We start from the raw sequence: 22,267 nt of genomic DNA, 5'->3' as shown, positions 1-22,267 counted from the left end.
GATTATGCATGGGTCCGCACGATCCGCTATGGCAATCATCGCCTAAGGTCATATGTTTGCGCCATGACCCTTACGATCCCCTTTGATAACTCCTACGCCCGTTTGCCGGATGCCTTTTACACGCGGCAGTCTCCGGTTCCTGTGAAAGAGCCTCAGTTGATTGCGTTTAACGAGGGGTTGGCGCGGATATTGCGCATCTCACCCGGAGATGTCACGGAGATGGCACAGGCCTTTGCGGGCAATACGGTACCCGACGGGGCAGAGCCTTTGGCGCAGCTGTATTCTGGTCACCAGTTCGGGACTTATAATCCTCAGCTTGGCGACGGCCGTGCGGTTTTGCTGGGTGAGACTGTGGGCGAAGACGGGATACGCCGTGACATTCAACTAAAGGGCTCGGGCCGGACGCCTTATTCGCGGCAAGGCGATGGGCGAGCATGGCTGGGGCCGGTGTTGCGGGAATATGTGGTCTCAGAAGCGATGCATGCTCTGGGCATTCCGACCACGCGGGCTTTGGCCGCTGTTGAAACAGGTGAAGCCGTTTACCGCGAAGGGCCGATGCCCGGGGCGGTTTTGACCCGAGTGGCGCAGAGCCATTTGCGCGTTGGAACATTTCAGGTCTTTGCCGGGCGCAGGCAGGTCGAAAGTCTGAAGCAATTGACCGACTATGCCATCCAGCGCCACTACCCCGAGGCTGAAGGGCCAATGGGTCTTTTGCGGGCCGTTCGCGATACGCAGGCAAAGCTGATCGCGGCGTGGATGAGCGTTGGGTTCATTCACGGGGTGATGAATACGGACAATTCCTCGATCGCGGGGGAGACCATCGACTATGGTCCTTGCGCCTTCATGGACAGCTACCATCCGAATACGGTCTACAGCTCAATCGACCGGATGGGGCGCTATGCCTATTCCAACCAGCCCGAAATTGCAGTGTGGAATCTGGCGCAACTGGCGACGGCCTTGATCCAGCAATACGATGATCCTCAGGACAGTGTCGAAGAGGCGACCGAGATCGTACACGCCATGCCCGATTTGCTCCAGCAGGAGTGGTTGCGCCGCTTCCGTGCCAAGCTGGGTTTGACGCGCGCAGAGGAGGGGGATCTTGGGCTGATCACCGACCTGTTGAAGCGTATGGCGGAGGAGCATGCGGATTTCACCAATACGTTCAGGGCGCTGGGCGGTGAGCGCGCGCGGGACCAATTCACGAACCCTGAGGCGTTTGATAGCTGGGCTGAGGGTTGGCAGGCCCGCATGTCACGCGAGGCGGACCCGCACGGGGTGATGTCAGCGACAAACCCGGCCTTCATCCCGCGCAACCACCGCGTTGAGCAGATGATCGAAGCTGCGGTGACGGGGGACTATGCCCCGTTCCATCGTTTGAACGATGTGTTGTCACGCCCCTTTGTGGATCAGCCCGAGAATCCCGACCTAACACGGCCCCCCAGTGCAAATGAGGTAGTTCACGCCACGTTTTGCGGAACCTGATTGCGGCCCAGCAGCTCGAATTGCAGGCAGGTCTCGGACATGTCGATGGGCAGGGTCGGTGAGATCAGGCCACTATCGGCCAGCATGACCGATTCCCGTTTCAGTTGGATTTCGCGTCCGGATTCTGATTTCACGTAGGTCCCCGAGGTGCTGCGGTCTGTCAGGATCAGCTTACCCGCTTTCATGGCAAGGACCGCATGCAGGCGCGAGATCCAGGGCTGCGGTAGCACCACATCGCAGTCAGGCGCGCGGCCAATCTTGAACTCTCCGTTTCCGAGACAGCGCCAGACGCGGTCCTCGTGGCGCAGGATCAGGGTCAGGCCTTCGCGGGGCTGCCAGTTCTCCTCGGTGCGGCCGAAATTCTGCGGCAGCCTGGTCTGCATGATCGAGTCAGACTCGGGGTGGATTAGCGAATAGGCTGTCTGAGCCTCGGTAAGCCCCTTGAGGCTAAGCTGGCCCAGCGGTGTAAGCGTGGTTCGTAGTTCGGCGGGCAGCAAGACAGCGATCCCTTGGCTGAAACAAGCCTCGCCCGGATTGGCTGCGGTTGCAAAACGGGCGGTCACGTTGACGGCCTCGCCATAGATGCCGCGCTTGCCGATCACGATGGGGCCGCAATGTACGCCGACGTGGACGGATAGCGGCGTATGGGTTGAAGGCTCGATCAGCTTCAGGGCTGCATTGTAGGCCGAGCTTGGGTTCTCGAAATAGCTGAGAACATCGTCGCCCTTTTGCCCGACCGGAATGCCGCCAAATTCCTGCAGGACCGAGCGCAGCCGGTCGATCTCGAGCTGGATCAAGCGCTGGGCTTCGTCATCGCCCACCGCCTTGTAGAGCGGCGTACTGCCCACGATATCGGCAATGATCATCGTGGCGAATGTGGATTCAACGTCCAAGGGCGAGTTTCCTTTTTGCGGCAGTTTAACCCCGCTTAATTTCGTGTAAACTTATTTAATGTAATGCTCATAAACCTTTGAGGGAACGCGCTGAGAATTGCAACAGCGTGCCCATTCCAAAGGTCCCAAATCGGTGCCGTTGATTCTGAAAAGCGATATGAAAATACCCTCAGTTCTGCGGCTTGCCAGCTACAATATCCAGAAATGTGTCGGCCTTGATCTCCGGCGTCAGCCACAGCGTATTCTTCAGGTTCTCGAAGGAATGCGCGCCGATATCGTCGTGTTGCAGGAGGCTGACAAACGCTTGCCGCCTAGGCCTGCCGCGCTGCCTCAGTTCATGTTGGATGAGGCCGGATGGCAGATCGTCGATCTGGGCGGGGCGGGCAGTTTGGGATGGCACGGAAATGCGGTGATCTGGCGGGGTGATGCGATCTCGGTCCGTCAGACTGGGCATCACGAATTGCCGGGGTTCGAGCCGCGCGGCGCTGTACGGGTTGAGTTCGATACCCCCATCGGGCCGCTTAGGGTGATGGGTATGCATCTGGGGTTGCTGTCCGCCTCGCGTCGACGGCAGATCACCCATATCCGCCAGTTCGGCGCGGATCTAGAGGATATGCCCACGGTCTGGGCCGGGGATTTCAACGAATGGTCGCGCTCACCGGTGCTCGATAACCTCGTGCCCGAGATGCGGTTTCTGCCTCCGCTCCCCAGCTTTCCCGCTGCCCAGCCCTTGGGCGCTTTGGACCGGATCGCCCTTGGGCAGGGGGTCGAGGTGCATGCGCATGGCGTGCACGAGGATCGCCCGGCCCATATCGCCTCGGACCATTTGCCGATCTGGGCCGATCTGCGCCTTGAAGGATGATCTGCGCAGGCATGTCGAATTCTTGTGGCGCGGCGCGTGTGGACATACTAAGACAGACACCCGAGTAGTTTCTGAGGGGCATCATGCCGGATACGATCATTTCGCGCTGTGAGGCCAAAGGCCTTCGCATGACCGGCCAACGGCGCACTATTGCGCAGGTTCTCGAGGAGAGCGCGGACCACCCGGATGTCGAAGAACTCTATGCCCGTGCGTCGGCTTTGGATTCGGGTATCTCGATCGCAACGGTCTACCGCACGGTGAAACTGTTCGAAGAGGCTGGCATTCTGGAGCGTCTGGAATTCGGCGATGGCCGAGCCCGTTATGAAGATGCCGAGAGAGATCACCATGATCACCTGATCGACATGCAATCGGGGGAAGTGATCGAATTCGTCGACCCCGAGATCGAAGCTCTGCAGGAAAAGATCGCGGAAAAATTGGGCTATCGCCTGAAGGGGCACCGGCTGGAGCTGTATGGCGTTCCCATCAAGCCCGAGTGATCCATCAACAAACGCGATGGGTGGCAACAAGACAATTCATCGCTCGCGATGTGATAGGTCTTGATTTAACGCAATACATACGGTTTTGCTGAAGTGAGAAGGCGGCAATTGGTGCCGCCCGTTTCTTTACGGACAGACCCATGAACAACGTCAACGGCATTTTGCTGGTTATTGCGTCTATGGCGGCTTTCACGCTTGAGGATGTGTTCATCAAGCAGCTGACGTCATCCATCATGCCTGGCCAGATTCTTGTTATGCTGGGGCTGGTCTGCTCTGTCGTATTTCTGGTCATGGCCATCGCGACCCGCAAACGGATTTTTGTGCCCGAGGCGTGGCAGCTTTTGCCGATGATCCGCGCTATGTCCGAGGCCGTCGCTGCGGTGGCCTTTGTGACGGCGCTGGCCCGTGTGGACCTTTCGACCGTCGCGGCCGTGTTTCAGGCAATGCCACTAGCGGTCACCATGGGGGCAGCGCTGTTTCTGGGTGAACAGGTCGGCTGGCGACGCTGGAGCGCGATTGGCGTTGGCTTTGTCGGGGTACTAATGATCATCCGTCCCGGGTTTGAAGGTTTCCGCCCGGAATCCCTCTACGTAGTGGCTGCAGTTATTGGCGTGGCGGCGCGCGATCTGATTACACGGCGGTTGGACAGCAAGGTCTCGTCGGCGGTGGTGTCCTTGCAGGCCTATCTGGCCTTGGCTGTCGGCGGTGCAGCCTTGATGATCATGAGCGGCCATCCTTTGGAAGCCATGCAAAGCGCAGAGGTCTGGCCTTTTGCCGGAGCGGCCTTGTTCGGTGTTCTGGGCTACTATGCCATCGTGATCGCAATGCGCGTCGGCGAAGCCTCAGCCGTTACGCCGTTTCGCTACACGCGGCTTCTGTTTTCGATCCTTGCGGGTGTCTTGGTCTTTGGCGAACGTCCGGACCTGATGACACTGGCCGGGGCGTCCCTGATCATCGGCTCGGGCCTGTATACCTTTCTACGCGAACGCAAATTGGCGCGAGCAATGGCCTTGGCCGCCGCGTAACCCTGTTGGCGCAAACATGGCGCTGTTAGCCCTAAAGGGCCGGGAATATGTGTGTTAGCGATAACGGAAATGGTTTACTTTTGGTTCCGTGCTGCTATGACGCGTGCAACGGAATGCAGCCACAGGGACCGCCCTCATGAGTACCATCATCGACATTCACGCACGCGAAATCCTGGACAGCCGGGGCAACCCGACGGTCGAGGTCGACGTGATTCTGGAAGACGGCACAATGGGCCGCGCGGCTGTGCCCTCGGGTGCCTCCACCGGCGCCTATGAGGCGGTTGAAAAACGCGACGGTGACAAGGCGCGTTACATGGGTAAGGGCGTGCTCGAGGCCGTTGCTGCCGTCAACGGTGAGATCGCTGAGGAACTGGTGGGTTTTGACGCGACCGAACAGGTCGCCATCGACCAAGCTATGATTGAACTGGACGGCACCGAGAACAAGGGTCGTCTGGGCGCAAACGCCATTCTGGGTGTTTCGCTTGCAGCGGCCAAGGCGGCGGCGGATTTCACCACGCAGCCTCTGTACCGCTATGTCGGCGGTACCTCGGCCCGCGTCCTGCCGGTTCCGATGATGAACATCATCAATGGCGGCGAGCACGCCGACAACCCAATCGACATTCAGGAATTCATGATCATGCCGACCTCGGCCGCGAATATCCGCGAGGCGGTCCGCATGGGCTCCGAGGTGTTCCACACGCTTAAGCGCGAGCTGTCGGCTGCCGGTCTGGCCACCGGAGTGGGGGACGAAGGTGGCTTTGCCCCCAACATCGCGTCGACGCGCGAGGCATTGGATTTCATCCTGCAGGCGGTCGAAAAAGCGGGCTACAAGCCGGGTGAGGAAATTCACCTCGCGCTGGATTGCGCCGCGACCGAATACTTCAAGGACGGTAAATATGTGCTGGCGGGTGAAAATATCTCGCTGACCTCAGAGGAAAACGCCGAGTATCTGGCGACCTTGGTCAAAGACTATCCGATCATCTCGATCGAAGACGGCATGTCCGAAGACGACTGGGATGGCTGGAAAGCACTGACCGACGCGATCGGTGACAAGGTTCAGCTGGTCGGCGACGACCTTTTCGTTACCAACCCGGAACGTCTGGCCGAAGGGATCGAGCGTGGTTGCGCCAACTCGATGCTGGTCAAGGTGAACCAGATTGGTTCGCTGACCGAGACCCTGCGCGCTGTCGATATGGCCCACCGCGCGCGCTATACCAACGTGATGTCGCACCGCTCGGGTGAAACCGAAGATGCCACCATCGCTGATCTGGCCGTGGCGACCAATTGCGGTCAGATCAAGACCGGCTCGCTGGCGCGGTCGGACCGGCTGGCCAAGTATAACCAACTGATCCGTATCGAAGAATCTCTGGGTGAAGTTGCGGAATACGCGGGAGTATCGATCCTGAAACGGTGATTTCAAACCCGGTTCTGAGCACTGCAAGAGGCCCTCTTTCCACGGAAAGAGGGTCTTTTTGATAGCAATAGGACTGTTGCGACAGTGAATTTCTCTGGCTATGAGAATTCGCCGTATTTGCAGGTATTTAGAAGTTTATAGGATGTTATGTGTGAACTTAATCACACAGCGCTCACGGTTTCGTGTTCTATACTGTCGCCATTACAGAAAGGAGCACACCATGACTGGTTCGAAATTCCTTCTCGTAGCGACAGTTCTCAGCACTGTATTTCTGGCGGCCTGTGCAGGGCCGGGGACCTATCCAATCACAGGGCAAAAGGTCTCCTCCGACGATCCGGTGCAGGAGATGTACTATAACCCGAGTGTGATTTTCCGGGGCGAGTCGCGCTAGAGCGCTTTGCTCATCAGCATGTAGCGCTCGCGTGGTTTGAAGCCGGTGCGCAGATATAGTTTCTGCGTCGCCTCGTGCGTGCGGTCGACTTCAAGGTGCAGGGCGGTTAGCCCTGCCTCAGCAAGAGCCTTGGGCAGTTCCAGCAGAACCTCGGTCGCGATGCCACGGCCACGAACGGCGGGCCGGACGTAGATTTCGTCTATGAACCCATCCATGCCACCGAACTCTACCGACCAGCCGAAGGTCAGGATGATATAACCTAAAGGCGCGCGACCCGGGCCAATCAGGTAGATGCAGCCATGGGGGATGCCCTCAAGCAAAGGCATAAGCGCCTCGCGCCGTTGGTCGGCGTCCTGTGCGATCCCTTGTTCGGCGTGGAACGCAGAGACAAGCCCCATCAGGCGGTCAAGATCTTCGGGGCGAGCCAGTCTTAAAGCGGCGGTCATAGGCGGGCCAGCCTTTCCGTGAGGAGGGTGAAGAATCCTTGGGCGTCCACGTCGCCCATGAATATAGCATTCGGTTTTCGGTCTGTTACACGCCACCAGTCAGCGACTGTCATGCCCAGCGTTAATTCTGATTTGGTTTCGATCTCAACGTTAATGTGGCGACCCGAAAACAGTTCTGGCTGAATCAAATAGGCGGTAACGCAGGGGTCGTGCAAAGGTGCGCCTTCTGAGCCGTACTTTTCCTTATCAAAGCGCTCGAAGAAATCGGTCATTTCAGCGACGGCATGACCGACCTTACTATCCAGCGATCTGAATGCGTCATTGCGATGCGGTGTAACCAAAGCGTCATGGGTCACATCAAGAGGCATTACGACAATATGAGTGCCAGATTTAAACACGATATCAGCAGCTTCGGGGTCGACATAAATGTTGAACTCCGCGGCTGGTGTGATGTTCCCGACCTCGAAATAGGCACCGCCCATCAGTACGATTTCCTGCACCCGGTCGACGATATCGGGTGCCTTCTGGAAGGCGGTCGCGATGTTCGTCAGCGGCCCCAGCGGGCAGAGCGTGACTGTCCCGGGTTCCTGCGTGCGCAGGGTTTCGATGATGAAATCGACCGCGTGGCCCTCGGTCAAAGGCATTTCGGGATCGGGAAGCACAGGCCCGTCGAGCCCAGTTTTACCGTGCACATGTTCAGCGGTGACCAAAGGCCGGTTCAAGGGGCGATCGCATCCGGCGTAGACGGGGATATCAGTGTGACCGGCTAATTCACAGACAATCCGCGCGTTCTTGGCGGTCAGTTCAAGAGGCACATTTCCGGCGACGGCAGTGATGCCCAGCACCTCGATCTCTTCGGGGCTGGCGAGCGCCAGAAGAATGGCGACGGCGTCGTCCTGACCGGGGTCGGTGTCGATGATGATCTTGCGGGGCATTGGAGTCTCCGGGGGGCGTGAAGGTCGGACAGTCGCAAGTGTCACGCGACTTGTCCACCTGATTCAGGCCCCAACTGGCGGGAGTTTGCCATTGGCGCGGTGTTCCTCAGTCTTCACCTCATCCCACAGCGCGTCCATCTCGGCCAGATCGCTTTGCGCAGGGGTTTTGCCCCGCGCGGCCAGGCGGGCCTCGACCTGCTCAAAGCGGCGGGTGAACTTGGCGTTGGTGCGGCGCAGGGCGGCCTCGGGTTCGATCCCCAGATGTCGACCGAGATTGACCATCACAAAGAGCAGATCGCCGAATTCGTCCTCAAGCGCGTCGGCGTCTTTGGCGTTGCGCGCTTCCTCCAACTCAGCGGCTTCTTCGGTGATCTTGGCGAGGACATGGCTGGCATCGGGCCAGTCGAATCCCACACGCGCGGCCCGTTTCTGCAGCTTATGCGCCCGCAGCAGGGCGGGCAGGTTGGCGGCCACACCGTCCAGCGCGCCTTTCTGTTCCTTGCCCGCACGTTCGGCAGCTTTGATGGTCTCCCAATCCTTGGTTTGCTGGTCGGCGGATTTGTCTCGGGATTCGTCGCCGAACACATGCGGATGTCGGCTGACCATCTTGTCGGACATGGTTCGGACCACATCCTGAAAGGTGAAATGCCCCGCTTCCTCAGCCATTTGCGCGTGGAAGACTGATTGGAAGAGAAGGTCACCCAGCTCTCCCTTCAACTCATCATAGGCCTGCCGTTCGATGGCGTCGGCGACCTCATAGGCTTCCTCGATCGTGTAGGGGGCAATGGTGGCGAAATCCTGCTCGATGTCCCACGGACAGCCGCTTTGTGGGTCGCGCAAGCGGCGCATGATTTCCAGCAGGCGCTCGATACCCGCATCGCTGTCATGGATCAGAGGATTTTCAGCCATTGCGAACCCTTTCGTTCCGGTGTCAGAATGCATCCATTCCGCAGTCCCGATCAGGAGTCCACCCCAGATGCCCGTCGTCAACCGAATTGCCGATTTTGCCGCCGATATGGCCAAGTGGCGCCAGCACTTGCATACGATCCCTGAACTGGAGTTCGAATGCTACGAGACAGCCGCTTTCGTGGCCGAGCGTCTGAGGGAGTTCGGCGTGGATGAGCTACATGAAGGCATTGCCAAGACCGGGATGGTAGCGATCATCAACGGACAGGGCGACGGCCCGACCATCGGGTTGCGGGCCGATATGGACGCGCTGCCGATCCCCGAGGAGACGGGCGTTGAATATGTCTCGAAGAACCCCGGCAAGATGCATGCCTGCGGGCATGACGGGCACACCACGATGCTGTTGGGGGCTGCGCGCTATCTGGCCGAGACGCGGAATTTCGCGGGCCGCGTGGCGCTGATCTTTCAACCGGCCGAAGAAGAAGGTGGCGGCGCGGATGTGATGGTGCAGGAAGGCATCATGGACCGGTTCGATATCTCTCAGGTCTATGGCATTCACAATGATCCGGGAAATCCCGAGGGGGCCTTCTACACGACCGCCGGGCCTCTGATGGCCGCCGTGGATACGTTCGAGATCCACGTGCAAGGGCAGGGCGGGCACGGAGCGTTGCCGCACCAGACAAAGGACCCGGTGATGGCGGCCTGCGGGATTGCGCAGGCCATCCAGACAATTGTCAGCCGAAACCATTATGCGGTGCAGGATCTGGTGATCTCCGTCACGCAGATTCACGCCGGGACGGTGAACAATGTAATCCCGGATACGGCTTACCTGAACGGCACCGTGCGCACGTTTGACCCTACGGTTCAGAAGATGGTGATCGAGCGGATGGAGCAGATCGTGGCAGGGCAAGCGGCCTCATACGGGGTTGAGGCAAAGTTGGACTATCAGATCGGCTATCCGGCGACGATCAATGACGCCGAGAAAACGGCCTTTGCCGCGGATGTGGCGCGCGAGGTTTCGGGCGAGGACCGCGTTGTCGACAATATGGGCCGCGATATGGGGGCCGAGGATTTCTCATACATGTTGCAGGCACGTCCGGGGGCCTATCTGTTTCTGGGTCAGGGTGAGGGCGCCGGGCTGCACCACCCGAAATACAACTTCAACGATGATATCGCGCCGGTCGGAGCCTCGTTCTTTGCCCGGATCGTGGAAAAGGCGCAGCCGCTGGGCTGAGGGGACAAGACATGGCACTGGAAGACGCAAAACATCAGGTCGATGAGGCATTTACCAACCCCGACCTCAAGGGCTTGTCCTACGAGAACACGTTCGGCGGCGCGACCTCGTTTCTACGGCGGCTTTACACCAAGGATCTGAAGGGCGTGGATATCGCCGTCACCGGCGTGCCCTTCGATCAGGCGGTGACGAACCGCCCCGGCACAAGGCTCGGCCCCCGCGCGATCCGCGAGGCGAGTGCGCTGCAATCCCCCGATGCACCATACGGTTGGCCCTTTGACGCCCTGAGCGAGCTGGCGATCGTTGACTATGGCGATATGGCCTATGACTACGCCAATATCCCGGCCTTTCCGGATACGCTGACCGATCATATCCGCACGATTCTGGCGGCTGACGTGGCCTCGGTCACCTTAGGCGGCGATCACTATATCAGTTTTCCGATCCTGAAAGCTTATGCCGAGAAATATGGCCCGATGTCCTTGCTGCAGTTCGATGCGCATACGGATACCTGGGCGGACGATGATATGTCCCGCGTCGATCACGGCACCATGTTCTACAAGGCGGTCAAATCGGGGATTGTGGACCCGAAACGCTCGGTTCAGGTGGGTATCCGTACCAGCAACGAGGATACGCTGGGCGTCAACATCATCGACGCGCGCGAGGTCTACGAATCCGGCCCCGCTGCCGTGGCGCAGAAGATCAAATCCATTCTCGGCTACCGTCCTGTCTATCTGAGCTTCGATATCGACGGCTTGGACCCGGCCTTTGCGCCGGGGACCGGCACGCCAGTTTGGGGCGGTTTGTCCTCGATTCAGGCGCAAATCATTCTGCGCGACATCGCCGGGATCAACATCAAAGGCGGGGATGTGGTCGAGGTCTCTCCGCCCTATGACACCTCCGGGGCGACTGCCATTGCGGGCGCGCATGTGGCCACGCAAATCATCTGCCTGCTGGGGTGGAACCGGCTGATGGCCGAGAAAAAGTAAACGGGGATCGAAACGCGTTAACCAATGGTTAGCCAAGTTTCCGGTATGTGCTGAGAAACATGATCTTATGGGATGGGAACCAACCGCAAATGACTGAATTTAATCAACCGATCAGCGGAAATGATCTGGCGCGGTTCTCCGGGCCGAACACGTTCATGCGGCTGCCGCAGTCGACTTCGCTGGCGGGGCTGGACGTGGCGCTGTTGGGAATACCGATGGATATCGGCACGTCGTGGCGGTCGGGCACGCGGTTCGGACCCAAGCAAATCCGCAGCGAAAGCGCGATGATCCGACCCTACAACATGGCTACATCGGCAGCCCCGTTCGATACGTTGCAGATTGCCGATATCGGCGATCTGGCGATCAATACGTTTTCGCTGTCCGAAAGCCTCAAGATCATCAAGGACAGCTATGACGGTATCCTCGCGCAGAATGTGGTCCCTGTGGCGATGGGCGGAGATCACTCCATCACCCTGCCGATCCTGCGTGCGATTGCGGCGAAACACGGGCCGGTCGCCCTGGTGCATGTGGATGCCCACGCGGATGTAAATGACGATATGTTTGGCGAGCGTGAGACACACGGCACTGTCTTCCGTCGCGCCTATGAGGAAAAGCTGATCGTCCCGGACAAGACCTTTCAGATCGGCATTCGCGGCTCGGGCTATGCCTCAACCGACTTTACCGAGGCGCAGGGTTGGGGCTTCCAGCAATTTCCCGCATGGGAGTTGTGGCAGCAGAACCTCACGCAGATCGGCTCGCAAATCCGCAAGACGGTCGGCGATCACCCGGTCTATATCACCTATGACATCGACAGTCTGGATCCGGCCTACGCCCCCGGCACCGGCACGCCTGAGATCGGAGGGCTGACAACCCCGCAAGCGCTGCAGCTGATCCACGCGCTGCAAGGGGTGAACGTGGTGGGCTGCGATCTGGTCGAGGTCTCTCCGCCTTACGACTCGTTAGGGAACACGGCGCTGACGGCGGCCAATCTTCTGTTCGAGCTTCTGTGCATTCTACCCGGTGTGACGTCACGGTAGCTGGCCGGGTTCGTCTTGAAACCGCATCTGTTCCGCATAGGGTTCAGGAAAAGGACTTAGGTGGAATGAAACGCATGCTGGTTTTGGGTGTTGTTGGTCTGGTGATCGCGCTGGGGGCCTATATCCGGCTTGCGCCCTCCGATCCGGCGGACTGGCACATTGCCCCTCAAGCCGAGACCAACCAGGATCTGCAAGGCGGCGTATTGCGCGTGGTCGAAACGGGGCCAGAGGGGTTGGCCGCGCTGGATGCCATTGCCCGCAACGCGCCGCGTACAACTGTTCTGGCTGGGTCGGTGGGTGAGGGGCGGATCACCTATATCACCCGCACCAAGACTATCGGCTTTCCCGACTACACCACAGCCCAGCAGGACGGAGACTTGCTGCGCATCCATGGCCGCTTGCGCTTTGGTCGCAAAGATTTCGGAGTGAACAAGACCCGCGTTGATGGGTGGCTGTCGCAGATGTAGGCGGCGTTCAGGACGCGGATGTCTTGAGGGTCTGATCCAGATCGGGCCAATCCAAATCTGACGACAAACACCCTTCCTGCACCTCGCGCCACATCGGCACATTCAACGACATCTGGCATTGCGCGGTGAAAATCCGGCCATCAACCTGCAGGCAGATCATTTGCCCCAACTCGATCCGCGAGCCTGACTTGTCGGTGCAGTAGCAATCGCGAACCTTGCCATCTGGCCCGACATAATCGGCCATGGCGGGTAGTGCGAGCAGCGATAAAATGAAAACCAACCCCTTCATGATCCAAAGCTTAGCACAAGGCTGGCCCTTGACCAAAGCCCCAGATTAAGAGACACCCGCCGGATGATCCCCGAAGAACGCCTTGAGCAGATAACCCAGCGATTCCAATACCTCGAAGCCGCCATGGCTGATGGCGCCTCGGGCGGGGATATTGCGACCCTGGCCAAAGAATATTCTGACCTCAAACCGGTTGTCGATCAGATCCTGTCCTGGCGTCAGCTGGTCTCGGATCTGGCCGAGGCCGAGGCTATGCTCGCCGACCCGGATATGAAGGAACTGGCCGAGGAGGAAATCCCCCAGCTTCAGTCCCGTATCCCCGAGGCCGAACATGCGCTGCAACTGGCGCTGCTACCCAAGGACGCTGCGGATGCGCGACCGGCCATGCTGGAAATCCGTCCCGGCACCGGCGGGGATGAGGCGGCGCTCTTCGCCGGGGACCTGCTGCGCATGTATCAACGCTATGCCGAGGCGCGGGGATGGCGGTTCGAGATCATCGAAGAACAGGCCTCGGACCTTGGCGGCATCAAAGAGGTCGTTGCCCATATCAAAGGCGACAATGTCTTTGCGCGGATGAAGTACGAATCCGGCGTGCATCGGGTGCAACGCGTGCCCGAAACCGAAAGCGGCGGGCGGATTCATACCTCGGCGGCGACGGTCGCGGTTCTGCCCGAGGCTGAGGATGTCGATATCCAGATCGACGCCAATGACATTCGCATCGATACGATGCGGTCGTCCGGGGCCGGGGGGCAGCACGTGAACACCACCGACTCGGCCGTGCGGATTACCCACTTGCCGACCGGTCTTGTGGTGACCAGCTCTGAGAAATCGCAGCACCGCAACCGAGAGATCGCAATGCAGGTGCTGAAAACACGCCTCTATGATCTGGAGCGTCAGCGGATCGACAGCGAACGCTCGGCGGATCGGGCCAGTCAGGTGGGTTCAGGCGATCGGTCCGAGCGGATCCGGACCTATAACTTCCCACAAGGTCGAATGACAGACCATCGCATCAACCTGACGCTCTACAAGCTGGATCAGGTCATGCAAGGCGATCTGGATGAGGTGATCGACGCGCTGACCGCGGATGATCAGGCCCGGTTGCTGGCCGAGATGGCGCAATGATTGCGGCCCTGACCGCCGCCAAGGCGATGGCTGCCGCAACAGCCCGCCTGCGTGCTGCCGGTGTCAATGACCCGGCCCGCGATGCGCGGGTCCTTTTGGCACATGCGGCCCGAATTGAGGCCAGCCGCGTCACTCTGATCGCGCCCGAGGAGCTGTCGCCCGACATCGCCGAACGCTATGAGCAACTGGTGTCGCTGCGCGCGATCCGGGTGCCTGTGTCGCATCTGTTGGGGGAGCGGGAATTCTACGGTCGCAACTTCCGCGTCAGCCGCGATGTGCTGGACCCGCGCCCGGAAACCGAAACGCTGATCGAAGCCGCGTTGAGCGAACCGTTTGACCATGTTCTGGACCTTGGGGTTGGCTCGGGCTGCATCCTGGTGACGCTGCTGGCCGAACGCGCCAGTGCTACGGGCCTGGGTGCAGATCTGAGCGAAGCGGCCTGTTTGCAGGCCAGCGCCAACGCCGTGCAGCACAATGTACAGGACCGGGCCGAGATTGTGCGCTCGGATTGGTTCGAGCGGATTGAAGGGCAGTTTGACCTCATCGTCTCGAACCCGCCCTATATCGCGCTTTCCGAGATGCAGGATCTGTCGCCCGAAGTGCGCGAGCATGAACCGCGCATGGCTTTGACCGATGAAGGGGACGGGCTGGACGCCTATCGCAGGATCGCGGCGGGTGCACCTGATTTCCTGATGGCGGGCGGGCGCTTGCTGGTTGAAATCGGGCCGACACAGGCCAAGGACGTGTCGGCCTTGTTCGACGCCGCTGGCTTGTCGGATATCCGAGTCATCCCTGATCTGGATGGGCGCGACCGTGTTGTTTTGGGCAGAATCCCGGGTTGAACGCAGCGTTAGAGGCCGAAAAGCGCCGGTCTTTGTAAAAAAGCTGCGAAATATCCCAGAAACCTCTTGTCTGACGCGGCAGGACATGTTTACTCAGAACTGGTCGGAGAGGTTGACGCTGGTTCAGCGCGCCCCTGACGCCAAGCCCAAAAAAGCCGATGACACGTTACGGGACAGGCCTCTGAGCAGCGTAAGGTACGGGTTGATCGGCAGCGAATTGATAAGGCTGACGTAAAGTAAGATGAGATCTTCCAAATCCCGCTCGCGGGCCAAAAATAACCGCAATCGTCCTTCTGGCGGCAATGTCGTCAACCGGGTGTTCGACAGCTCGGGCCCCGAGGGCAAGGTGCGTGGCACACCGCAGCAGATCATTGACAAATACAACCAGCTTGCGCGCGATGCACAGCTGTCCAACGACCGTGTCGCGGCTGAGAACTTTCAGCAGCATGCCGAACACTATTTGCGGATGCTGAGCGAGGCGCAGCGTGAGATTGAAGCGCGCCGCGAAGAGCAGGAGCGCCAGAACCGTGAACGGCAGGCCGAGCGCGACCGTGAACGCGCCGAACGTCAGGAGCGTGAAGCCGCCCGTCAGGCCGACCCGGCCGAGGCGCCCCAGCCTGATGTAATGGATTTCAGCGCGCCCGAGCCTGCGCCGGAAAGCGGGTTGGTCGAGACCCCTGAGAGCAAAGACAAAGGTGCTCAGGCCCCTGAGAAGAAGGAAAAGCCGCCGCGTAAACCGCGCGCGCCTCGCAAGCCCAAAGCTGCACCTGCGGCTGAGGAAGCGCCAAAAACCGACGGGGACGCGCCCGAAGCGGCTGAGTAAGCCCTGCACGGATAAAAAGAAAGCCTCGGTTTTATCCGGGGCTTTTTTGTTGCGCCTAGATCGCTTTGCGTTTGATTGGAATCGAAATACGCTGCCTCTCCCTGCGGTCGTACGCGCATTTCGGTGGCTTTGCCTCAGCTAAAACGCAAAACGCTTTAGGTTTTTTTGACTTCGCGCGCGAGGGCACAAAAGGCCTCAAGCGGGACCTGTTCGGCCCGCTCGGTAGGCTTGATGCCGGCTGCGATCAGGCGGTCCTCGATATCAGGCGTCACGCCTTTCAGGGAAGCGCGCAGCATTTTGCGGCGTTGGTTGAATGCGGCGGCCACGACGCGGGACAGGGTGCTGGCGTCGGCGGGATAGCGCGGCTCGGGCAGGGCGGTCAGGTGAACCACTGCGCTGGAGACTTTCGGTGGTGGGGTGAACGCACCGGGGGGTAGAGACATGGCGATGCGCGCCTCGGCCCGCCATTGGGCCAGAATCGCAAGTCGACCATAGGCTTTGCTTCCGGGTTGGGCGACGATGCGTTCGGCCACTTCGCGCTGGAACATGAGCGTCAGGCTTTGCCAGAAGGGCGGCCATTCCGGCGGGGTCAGCCAACGCACCAGCAGCTCGGTACCGACGTTATAGGGCAGGTTGGCCGCGACGCGGATGGGCGGGGTCAGGTGCTCCAGCGGGTTAATTTCTAGCGCATCGCCGTTGATCACATCCAACTGGCCGGGATAGGCGGCGGCGATGTCGTTCAGGGCGGCGATGCAGCGGGTGTCTTTTTCCACCGCCACAACCTTGCGCGCGCCCTCAGAGAGCAGCCCACGGGTCAGCCCTCCGGGGCCGGGGCCGATTTCCAGAACGTCACAAGTGCTGAGGTCTCCGGCCTGACGCGCGATCTTGGCGGTCAGGTTCAGGTCGAGCAGAAAGTTCTGGCCCAGCGATTTACGGGCGGACAGCTGGTGGGTCGCGATGACTTCGCGCAGCGGAGGGAGGGTGTCGATAGCGCTCATGATCCGGTTACCGTGACGCGTTTGGGGTGGTTAGCGCCAGAGATTTTTTGCCTCCGGCGGGGATATTTCCAGCCAGGTGAAGGATCAAGCGCTTTGTGCCATCTTCTGCGCGAGTTTCAGCGCTTCGATCAGGCTGGTGGGATTGGCGATGCCTTGCCCTGCAATATCCAGCGCGGTGCCGTGATCGGGTGAGGTGCGGACGAAGGGCAGGCCGAGGGTAACATTCACGCCCCGGTCGAAATCCAACGTTTTGATCGGGATCAGGGCTTGATCGTGATACATCGCGATAGCTGCATCAAAGCGGCTGCGCGCGGCGGCATGGAACATCGTGTCGGCGGGGTGCGGGCCGGTGGCACTGTAGCCCTCGGGTTGCAGGTTCGCCAGCATCGGGGCGATCCAGTCCAGTTCTTCGGTTCCCATTTTGCCGCCTTCGCCCGCATGGGGGTTCAGGCCAGCCACGGCGATGCGCGGCGCCTCAATGCCGAACTGGGTGCGCAGGCCGGTGGCGGTGATCTCGATCGTGTTGTGGAGCAGGGCCGGGGTCAGCTCTTGCGGGACACGGGAGAGGGGGATGTGAATGGTCGCGGGCACGACGCGCAGTTGATCGCTGGCCATCATCATCACCACCCGTTCACGGCCCGCCAGAGCCGCCAGAAATTCGGTGTGGCCGGGGTAAGAGAAACCCGCACCGTCGATGAGTGCCTTTTTGTGGATCGGGGCCGTACACAGGGCAGAAGCCGCGCCGGATTGCACAAGGGAAACGCCCTGTTCGATGGCGTCGATAACCGATGGTGCATTGGCCGGGTCGGGTCGACCCGGCGTGTTGGGGGCTGGGAATCCCAGTTGCAGGACCGGTAGCGCGGTTTGGGAAACCGAGATGGCCTCGGCCGGGTCACTGATCAGCTGGGCCGGTGTACCCGAGGGCAGATGCGCGACGTCCCCGATGTAGAAAAAGGGGCAGGTGTTGCGCAATTCCGCCCATGCTTTGGCGGCGATCTCGGGGCCTATGCCCGCCGGATCGCCGCAGCTGAGCGCGATGGGGGCGTTCATTGTTCGATGATGCTGGCGTCGGCGCGTAGTTGTTCCAGCAGGCTGTCCGCAAAGGCTTGCAGGCGCTGTTGCGTCAGCGCATTGGCCACATCCGCGCGCGAGGTGTTCTCGCCCAGATCGCGGGTGCGGTTGCACAGCATCAGGAACATCAGCGTTTGGCCGTTGTTGCGTGTCAGCGTGGTCGAGACGTCGTTCGGGTCCAGCTTGGCCAGCTCGACCGCAATGTCGCGCGGGATCTCTGAGGGAGCGGCGTCGACACGCTCCAGCACTTCGGCCGGTTGCTCCTGCGCGATGCCGTATAGGTCATCACAGGTGTCGATCTCTTCGCGAAGTTTCGCGGCGGCGGCCAGTGTTTCGGCGCTACGGCCGCCGGCCATGAAATAGATGGCGTAGTCGATTTTGGAGTAAGAGGGCGTGCCGGTTGCAACCTCACGCAGGCCGCGCATCTGGAACAGAGCGATGGCGTTGGGTAGGGCGATCGGGCTGGTGATCTCACCATTCTTCAAGCCAAGAACCACGGGCTGCAGTGCTGGGGGTAGACCGGACAGGTTCAGCCAGTCGAGCCGGCCGCCATTGCTGCGGGTTTCTGCAGCCGAGTATTGCGCAGCCGCAGCCGAAAACGCGTCAAACCCTTCGAGATTGGCGATTTCTTCAGCGAGAAGCTCGGTTTGGGCGAGGGTCTGCTGGTTTACAGGAATGATGATTTCAGACAACAAGACCTGAAGTCCGCCACCGCCGCCCTGACCCAGAGCGCGGTTGATCTCTTCCTCGGAGGGGTTGGCCTGAGACAGGAAACGAGCGCTGATATAGTTGCGCCATGTTAGCTGATCGGCGACGAAATCGCGGACCGTTTCCGGATCGACGCCTTCGTTGGCCAGCAATTGCAGGAACTGCTCGGTGCTGAGGCGCCCGCGGGCCGCGAATTCATCGACACCCGCCTGAATCGCCTCGGGCGGGACCTCGATCCCGGCTTCGCGCACGGCTTGTTTGCGCAAGCGGTCATCAATCAGTGCTTGCCGGACTTCGGCCTCGGACCCGCCAGAGATACCGAGTGCGTTTATGAATTGCTGACGTTGCTCCAACTCATACCAAGTTACCACGTCCTGATTGACCCGGATCGCTGGCGAAAACAGGCTTTGCGCAAACGTATGGGGCGCGGTGAAGGTAAGAGTCGTAGCGGCCAGGGCCGGAAGCACCAGCCGGATCGAAGCGGAACGAAGAAACCGTGAGAAAGTTGATATCAACTGCATGTTCTCTTGTAAGTGTTACCAGCGCCTTCGAGGGCGTATCCTGTCAGGGATACGGTAAAGCCGAATTCGGTCGAAGGCTCAATAGTTGATGTTGAAGTAAAGCGCCGCCTTACGGACATGTTAACCCGAACGCATTCGTTCTGGTAGGTCACGCCGAGGCCCAGGCGAATGGGTTCGGATTCGTTCAGGTCGTAGCGGGCCTCGGCCCGGGTCAGCCAGTTCTGGTCAACCTGATAGCGCCCGCGCAGCCAGACCTCGGAGACCGCCTCTTCGATGTTTTCAGCCGGGTCGGGTTCCAGCCAGATATAGCTGCCGGTGAAGGCTGAACCTTCTTTCGCCCACTCTCCACGCAGCTCGGCCTTGGCAAAGCTAAGGTCACCGTTGAGAATTCCGCGCCCGGCCAAAGACCAGCCATTAGCGGTTTTGAGCTGACCGGCCAGCAGGATATCGGACGATGTGCCCTGCAGTCCCGAAGTCAGAGTGAAATCCGGATCGGCATCCGCACGAAATACTTGGCCCACCGTGGCAAGCGCCTGCCAGCCTCCGCGACCATAGCGCGCCCAGTTGACGCCGACAGCGGCAGTTGCGCCATCCTCGCGGCGATCCTCGGCCGGAAAGCGCGACAGAGACAGTAGGTTGCCTTCGTCGAATTCCTGAAACGTGCTTTCGTCGATCGGCACATCATTGTCGGAAACATTGGTCCAGCCGAACTGAACGATGGGTTCCAGAAACTGCGTCGCGCCGGATTTTTCGCGGCGTGTCATCGGATAGCGCAAGGTCAGGGCGGCCCGAGGGGTCGTCCGGGTGGCTTGCGTGGGGAAATTGCTGTCGTGGCGGATGTTGAACGCGTCAATGGAGGCACCGAACAACGCATCAGCCCGCAATCCGGTGGCAAAGGTCCAGCTGCGCAGCCATTCGGCGTCAAAGGTTGTGCGCGCCACGTCGCGTCCGACCACGTCCTCATCGCTGGTGCGCTCATGCGCGTGGGCGATGACGTTTACCCGAACTTCTCCGCCGACGGAGGTTGGGAAATAGCGCTTTTGGAAGTTCAGATCGAATATGCGCGAGGGGATTTCATCCTGATCTTCGCTGTCACGCAGAGTCTTGTAGTGAATGAAGCTGGTCCGGAACGCTGTGTCGCGCTTGATCCGTTCCAACGCAACTTCGCTGCGGAGGCGGTCCAAATCGGGCAGGCCGTAATCGGCCAGATAGGAATCATCCGAGGTCGTTTGCAGATCGAAGGTAAAGCGATAGTCATTTTTAAAGTCGAACCAGCCTTCGGCGAACAGATAGCCGCGATCCTGATCCGGTTGTATGTCGTCCCGGGTCTGCGCGCCGTTGATCTCGATCCGACCATTCACGAAAGCCTGTCGATAGCGATAGCCAAGCGTTGTGGTTTTGGGCGAGATATAGGGCGTCAGGGTCAGGTCCTTGTGGTCGCCAATTTTGAAGAAATACGGCACCTGCACCCCGGTTCCGAGCTGCGAGGTGGTGCGAATGGACGGCACCAGAAATCCGGTCGCACGCTCCAGCGTCGGGTCGGGCAGGCGCAGATAGGGGAAGTAGAAAACGGGGACGTCCAGCACCCGCAGCTGCGCACCCTCAAAGTAAAGCTGTCGCTCTAGCGAGTCATGCGTGACCTTGCGCGCCCGGATCTGCCACAGAGGCGGACGGCCATCGGTGCAGACATGGCACGAGGTTGCGGCGATCTTGCTGAATTGCGTGTAGCGCCCTCCGGCGCGGCGGGCTTGAACGGATGCGATTTGCACCTGCTGCTCGAACACCATCCGTGCGCCCACCAGCAGGCCATTCTGAAGCCCGTTGTCCAGCTGCGCCGACTCCGCCAGTACGGTCGTTTGCCCACCCTGATCAATGCGGAAGGGGCCATCCAGCGTTAGCTCTCCGGTTTCGCGGTCATAGACGATGCGATTAGCGCTGAGTTTGACGTTGCCCTGAAACGCCTCGACATTGCCTTCAGCCACCAGCTTGCGGTCGGGCGTTATAAAAATCTTGTCGGCTACAAGCAGCGCCGGTTCTTCCTCTTGGGCCGGGCTTTGGGTGACGGTCGGATCGGACAGATTCTGCGCGGCCAGGCCAAGGGGCAGGGTCAGGGCCAGCAGGCTGGTCGCTGCAAACGGCAGAAAACGTCGCATCAGCCGTCCTCCGCGTGCAGCAATAGGCCAAGCGAGAGTAGGATCGCTGCAAAGGGCGGAGCCCAGGCGGCGACGTAGATCGGAAGCTGGCCGTTTTCGCCAAGTATCTGCGCGAAGTTGCGCACGAAATAGATCGCAAAGCCCAACAGAACCGCAGTCAGCACCGCCACACCGGTTCCACCAAACCGCACATGGCGCATGGTGAAGGCCGCTCCGATCAGGACCATGGCAACCAGAAACAGGGGCCGGGCAAGTTGGACATGCAGCCAGACCTCATATTGCTTGGTCGAAAACCCGGCCTCACCTAAATCGCGGATCAGTTTGGGCAGATCATAGACCGAGACCGAGTCCTGCTTACCCAGCGTGTCCAGAATGCGTTCGCGCGTCAGCGTGGTCGGCAGCTCAAGACGTTCATGCGAAACAGCGTTTGTTTCAGGGTTGAGGTCGTCTCGCAGCGGCCAGAGTTTGGCGTCGGTCAAAACCCAGGTTCCGTTGGTTAGCTCCGCGCGTTCGGCGACGATCTGCTGGTTTGGCTTTCCGCCGCCCGAGAAGGTGATGATGGTCACATCGTCAAGACCCAGAGTATCCCCGTTAGATGTACCCTTGGCGTGGATCACCGATTGGCCATTGTCCGAGCTTTGACGCAACCACAGCCCCTCGCGGCTGATCGACAGGGCAGAGCTGCCATCGTCGCGATAGGCATCCGATAGACGCTCGAACTCTTCCGACGTCGCGGCGGCGATCGGGTTCAGCAACGCAACGGCCAGAATGCCAATCATCAGGGCCAGGGTGACGGGGGCCACCAGCGCCCGCAGGCCCGAGCGCCCGGTGGCGCGGGTCACCACCAGTTCTGAGGTGCGCGCCAGCCCAACGAACAGCGCGATGGTGGACAGGATAATCAGCAGGGGCAGCATTTCGCTGATCGCGGCTGGGGTGTTCAGCAGTGTCAGGCCCAGCAGTTGGCCGACGGACAGGTCATAGTCGTCAAAGCGGCGCAGCTGTTCGATCAGGTCGATCAGAATCATCAGGGTCAGAAAGATGCCGCCGATGACCACAAAGCTTTGGAGAAAGCGGCGCGCGAAATAGCGGTCGAGGATCACGGAAAGACCCTCTCAGGGCTTGAAACGCAGGGGTTCACGCCCGGTTCGCCAATGCATGTCATCATGCG

23 protein-coding genes are annotated in these 22,267 nt (G+C 60.1%); 13 read left to right on the top strand and 10 right to left on the bottom strand.

What is annotated here, in order from left to right; translation table 11 throughout:
- Nucleotides 1–63 precede the first annotated feature (63 nt).
- Nucleotides 64–1,482, top strand: coding sequence for a protein adenylyltransferase SelO (locus tag ACRZ95_RS02195; RefSeq protein WP_170676237.1), 1,419 nt, complete (start codon nt 64–66; stop codon nt 1,480–1,482).
- On the opposite strand, the gene ACRZ95_RS02190 is transcribed toward ACRZ95_RS02195, so the two are convergent.
- Nucleotides 1,458–2,375 (bottom strand): adenylate/guanylate cyclase domain-containing protein, encoded by a 918-nt coding sequence (locus tag ACRZ95_RS02190; RefSeq protein WP_170373929.1) that lies wholly within the window; start codon nt 2,373–2,375, stop codon nt 1,458–1,460. The two genes, ACRZ95_RS02195 and ACRZ95_RS02190, sit on opposite strands and share 25 nt — an antisense overlap.
- A gap of 157 nt (nt 2,376–2,532) precedes the next feature.
- Between ACRZ95_RS02190 and ACRZ95_RS02185 the strand changes: the two genes are divergently transcribed.
- The 5 genes from ACRZ95_RS02185 (at nt 2,533) to ACRZ95_RS02165 (ending at nt 6,564) form a co-directional block, all read left to right on the top strand.
- On the top strand, nt 2,533–3,237 hold the full coding sequence (locus ACRZ95_RS02185; protein ID WP_170676235.1) for an endonuclease/exonuclease/phosphatase family protein: 705 nt from the start codon (nt 2,533–2,535) through the stop codon (nt 3,235–3,237).
- Nucleotides 3,238–3,320: 83 nt separating this feature from the next.
- Nucleotides 3,321–3,734: a Fur family transcriptional regulator gene (locus tag ACRZ95_RS02180; protein ID WP_170373928.1), complete on the top strand. Its 414-nt coding sequence runs from the start codon at nt 3,321–3,323 to the stop codon at nt 3,732–3,734.
- A 140-nt stretch (nt 3,735–3,874) separates the two neighbouring features.
- Nucleotides 3,875–4,759, top strand: coding sequence for a DMT family transporter (locus tag ACRZ95_RS02175; protein WP_170676233.1), 885 nt, complete (start codon nt 3,875–3,877; stop codon nt 4,757–4,759).
- Nucleotides 4,760–4,895: 136 nt separating this feature from the next.
- Nucleotides 4,896–6,173, top strand: a complete 1,278-nt coding sequence (gene eno, locus ACRZ95_RS02170; RefSeq protein WP_170676231.1) for a phosphopyruvate hydratase — start codon at nt 4,896–4,898, stop codon at nt 6,171–6,173.
- A 220-nt stretch (nt 6,174–6,393) separates the two neighbouring features.
- Nucleotides 6,394–6,564 carry a hypothetical protein gene (locus tag ACRZ95_RS02165; protein ID WP_170638520.1) on the top strand — a complete coding sequence of 57 codons (171 nt, stop codon included), beginning with the start codon at nt 6,394–6,396 and terminating at the stop codon, nt 6,562–6,564.
- Here the strand turns inward: ACRZ95_RS02165 and ACRZ95_RS02160 are convergent.
- The 3 genes from ACRZ95_RS02160 to mazG all read right to left on the bottom strand — a co-directional run bounded on the left by ACRZ95_RS02160 (nt 6,561) and on the right by mazG (nt 8,854).
- A complete protein-coding gene (locus tag ACRZ95_RS02160; protein ID WP_170676229.1) occupies nt 6,561–7,010 on the bottom strand; it encodes a GNAT family N-acetyltransferase in 450 nt (149 codons plus the stop codon). The two genes, ACRZ95_RS02165 and ACRZ95_RS02160, sit on opposite strands and share 4 nt — an antisense overlap.
- Nucleotides 7,007–7,945, bottom strand: coding sequence for a nucleoside hydrolase (locus tag ACRZ95_RS02155; RefSeq protein ID WP_170676226.1), 939 nt, complete (start codon nt 7,943–7,945; stop codon nt 7,007–7,009). The genes ACRZ95_RS02160 and ACRZ95_RS02155 overlap by 4 nt, the downstream gene beginning before the upstream one ends.
- A gap of 63 nt (nt 7,946–8,008) precedes the next feature.
- Nucleotides 8,009–8,854 (bottom strand): nucleoside triphosphate pyrophosphohydrolase, encoded by an 846-nt coding sequence (gene mazG, locus ACRZ95_RS02150; protein WP_170526728.1) that lies wholly within the window; start codon nt 8,852–8,854, stop codon nt 8,009–8,011.
- A 67-nt stretch (nt 8,855–8,921) separates the two neighbouring features.
- On the opposite strand from mazG, the gene ACRZ95_RS02145 reads away from it, so the two are divergent.
- From ACRZ95_RS02145 to ACRZ95_RS02130, 4 genes are all read left to right on the top strand, one after another.
- Nucleotides 8,922–10,085 (top strand): M20 aminoacylase family protein, encoded by a 1,164-nt coding sequence (locus tag ACRZ95_RS02145; protein WP_170676224.1) that lies wholly within the window; start codon nt 8,922–8,924, stop codon nt 10,083–10,085.
- Between the two features lie 11 nt (nt 10,086–10,096).
- Nucleotides 10,097–11,071 (top strand): agmatinase, encoded by a 975-nt coding sequence (speB, locus tag ACRZ95_RS02140; RefSeq protein ID WP_170676222.1) that lies wholly within the window; start codon nt 10,097–10,099, stop codon nt 11,069–11,071.
- 89 nt (nt 11,072–11,160) lie between these two features.
- Nucleotides 11,161–12,108: an agmatinase gene (gene speB, locus ACRZ95_RS02135; protein ID WP_170676221.1), complete on the top strand. Its 948-nt coding sequence runs from the start codon at nt 11,161–11,163 to the stop codon at nt 12,106–12,108.
- Between the two features lie 65 nt (nt 12,109–12,173).
- The gene (locus tag ACRZ95_RS02130) at nt 12,174–12,575 is read left to right on the top strand and encodes a DUF1499 domain-containing protein (protein WP_480554441.1); all 402 of its coding nucleotides are present in this window, start codon (nt 12,174–12,176) and stop codon (nt 12,573–12,575) included.
- 7 nt (nt 12,576–12,582) lie between these two features.
- Here the strand turns inward: ACRZ95_RS02130 and ACRZ95_RS02125 are convergent, their stop codons facing one another.
- On the bottom strand, nt 12,583–12,864 hold the full coding sequence (locus tag ACRZ95_RS02125; protein WP_170676219.1) for a hypothetical protein: 282 nt from the start codon (nt 12,862–12,864) through the stop codon (nt 12,583–12,585).
- 63 nt (nt 12,865–12,927) lie between these two features.
- Here ACRZ95_RS02125 and prfA point away from each other — a divergent pair, with 63 nt between their 5' ends.
- The 3 genes from prfA to ACRZ95_RS02110 all read left to right on the top strand — a co-directional run bounded on the left by prfA (nt 12,928) and on the right by ACRZ95_RS02110 (nt 15,648).
- Entirely contained in the window at nt 12,928–13,983 is a 1,056-nt protein-coding gene (gene prfA, locus ACRZ95_RS02120) for a peptide chain release factor 1 (protein WP_170373916.1), read from the top strand.
- Nucleotides 13,980–14,825, top strand: a complete 846-nt coding sequence (gene prmC / locus ACRZ95_RS02115; protein WP_170676218.1) for a peptide chain release factor N(5)-glutamine methyltransferase — start codon at nt 13,980–13,982, stop codon at nt 14,823–14,825. Before prfA ends, prmC begins: the two co-directional genes overlap by 4 nt.
- A gap of 241 nt (nt 14,826–15,066) precedes the next feature.
- Complete coding sequence (locus ACRZ95_RS02110; protein ID WP_170466528.1) at nt 15,067–15,648, top strand: DUF4167 domain-containing protein; 582 nt, start codon at nt 15,067–15,069, stop codon at nt 15,646–15,648.
- Nucleotides 15,649–15,803: 155 nt separating this feature from the next.
- On the opposite strand, the gene rsmA is transcribed toward ACRZ95_RS02110, so the two are convergent.
- From rsmA to lptG, 5 genes are all read right to left on the bottom strand, one after another.
- Nucleotides 15,804–16,646, bottom strand: coding sequence for a 16S rRNA (adenine(1518)-N(6)/adenine(1519)-N(6))-dimethyltransferase RsmA (gene rsmA, locus ACRZ95_RS02105; protein ID WP_170676217.1), 843 nt, complete (start codon nt 16,644–16,646; stop codon nt 15,804–15,806).
- An 84-nt stretch (nt 16,647–16,730) separates the two neighbouring features.
- Nucleotides 16,731–17,696, bottom strand: coding sequence for a 4-hydroxythreonine-4-phosphate dehydrogenase PdxA (gene pdxA, locus ACRZ95_RS02100; protein ID WP_170676216.1), 966 nt, complete (start codon nt 17,694–17,696; stop codon nt 16,731–16,733).
- Nucleotides 17,693–18,946 (bottom strand): peptidylprolyl isomerase, encoded by a 1,254-nt coding sequence (locus ACRZ95_RS02095; protein WP_170676215.1) that lies wholly within the window; start codon nt 18,944–18,946, stop codon nt 17,693–17,695. The genes pdxA and ACRZ95_RS02095 overlap by 4 nt, the downstream gene beginning before the upstream one ends.
- Nucleotides 18,937–21,099: an LPS assembly protein LptD gene (locus ACRZ95_RS02090; protein ID WP_170676214.1), complete on the bottom strand. Its 2,163-nt coding sequence runs from the start codon at nt 21,097–21,099 to the stop codon at nt 18,937–18,939. The genes ACRZ95_RS02095 and ACRZ95_RS02090 overlap by 10 nt, the downstream gene beginning before the upstream one ends.
- On the bottom strand, nt 21,099–22,199 hold the full coding sequence (gene lptG / locus ACRZ95_RS02085; protein ID WP_170676213.1) for an LPS export ABC transporter permease LptG: 1,101 nt from the start codon (nt 22,197–22,199) through the stop codon (nt 21,099–21,101). Before lptG ends, ACRZ95_RS02090 begins: the two co-directional genes overlap by 1 nt.
- Nucleotides 22,200–22,267: the final 68 nt, after the last annotated feature.

The sequence above is a fragment of the Ruegeria sp. AI3 genome, assembly GCF_056541245.1.
Note: the sequence above shows the minus strand (reverse complement) of the source record. Positions and strands in the feature narration are given on the sequence as shown.

What these genes read in the sequence shown, in the direction of transcription:
- ACRZ95_RS02155 (WP_170676226.1), bottom strand. Translation starts at nt 7,945, where the DNA reads ATGCCCCGCAAGATCATCATCGACACCGACCCCGGTCAGGACGACGCC.
- ACRZ95_RS02095 (WP_170676215.1), bottom strand. Translation starts at nt 18,946, where the DNA reads ATGCAGTTGATATCAACTTTCTCACGGTTTCTTCGTTCCGCTTCGATC.
- ACRZ95_RS02175 (WP_170676233.1), top strand. Translation starts at nt 3,875, where the DNA reads ATGAACAACGTCAACGGCATTTTGCTGGTTATTGCGTCTATGGCGGCT.
- ACRZ95_RS02125 (WP_170676219.1), bottom strand. Translation starts at nt 12,864, where the DNA reads ATGAAGGGGTTGGTTTTCATTTTATCGCTGCTCGCACTACCCGCCATG.
- eno (WP_170676231.1), top strand. Translation starts at nt 4,896, where the DNA reads ATGAGTACCATCATCGACATTCACGCACGCGAAATCCTGGACAGCCGG.
- ACRZ95_RS02090 (WP_170676214.1), bottom strand. Translation starts at nt 21,099, where the DNA reads ATGCGACGTTTTCTGCCGTTTGCAGCGACCAGCCTGCTGGCCCTGACC.
- ACRZ95_RS02185 (WP_170676235.1), top strand. Translation starts at nt 2,533, where the DNA reads ATGAAAATACCCTCAGTTCTGCGGCTTGCCAGCTACAATATCCAGAAA.
- speB (WP_170676222.1), top strand. Translation starts at nt 10,097, where the DNA reads ATGGCACTGGAAGACGCAAAACATCAGGTCGATGAGGCATTTACCAAC.
- speB (WP_170676221.1), top strand. Translation starts at nt 11,161, where the DNA reads ATGACTGAATTTAATCAACCGATCAGCGGAAATGATCTGGCGCGGTTC.
- mazG (WP_170526728.1), bottom strand. Translation starts at nt 8,854, where the DNA reads ATGGCTGAAAATCCTCTGATCCATGACAGCGATGCGGGTATCGAGCGC.
- ACRZ95_RS02145 (WP_170676224.1), top strand. Translation starts at nt 8,922, where the DNA reads ATGCCCGTCGTCAACCGAATTGCCGATTTTGCCGCCGATATGGCCAAG.
- ACRZ95_RS02195 (WP_170676237.1), top strand. Translation starts at nt 64, where the DNA reads ATGACCCTTACGATCCCCTTTGATAACTCCTACGCCCGTTTGCCGGAT.
- ACRZ95_RS02110 (WP_170466528.1), top strand. Translation starts at nt 15,067, where the DNA reads ATGAGATCTTCCAAATCCCGCTCGCGGGCCAAAAATAACCGCAATCGT.
- ACRZ95_RS02160 (WP_170676229.1), bottom strand. Translation starts at nt 7,010, where the DNA reads ATGACCGCCGCTTTAAGACTGGCTCGCCCCGAAGATCTTGACCGCCTG.
- ACRZ95_RS02165 (WP_170638520.1), top strand. Translation starts at nt 6,394, where the DNA reads ATGACTGGTTCGAAATTCCTTCTCGTAGCGACAGTTCTCAGCACTGTA.
- ACRZ95_RS02130 (WP_480554441.1), top strand. Translation starts at nt 12,174, where the DNA reads ATGAAACGCATGCTGGTTTTGGGTGTTGTTGGTCTGGTGATCGCGCTG.
- prmC (WP_170676218.1), top strand. Translation starts at nt 13,980, where the DNA reads ATGATTGCGGCCCTGACCGCCGCCAAGGCGATGGCTGCCGCAACAGCC.
- rsmA (WP_170676217.1), bottom strand. Translation starts at nt 16,646, where the DNA reads ATGAGCGCTATCGACACCCTCCCTCCGCTGCGCGAAGTCATCGCGACC.
- prfA (WP_170373916.1), top strand. Translation starts at nt 12,928, where the DNA reads ATGATCCCCGAAGAACGCCTTGAGCAGATAACCCAGCGATTCCAATAC.
- pdxA (WP_170676216.1), bottom strand. Translation starts at nt 17,696, where the DNA reads ATGAACGCCCCCATCGCGCTCAGCTGCGGCGATCCGGCGGGCATAGGC.
- ACRZ95_RS02180 (WP_170373928.1), top strand. Translation starts at nt 3,321, where the DNA reads ATGCCGGATACGATCATTTCGCGCTGTGAGGCCAAAGGCCTTCGCATG.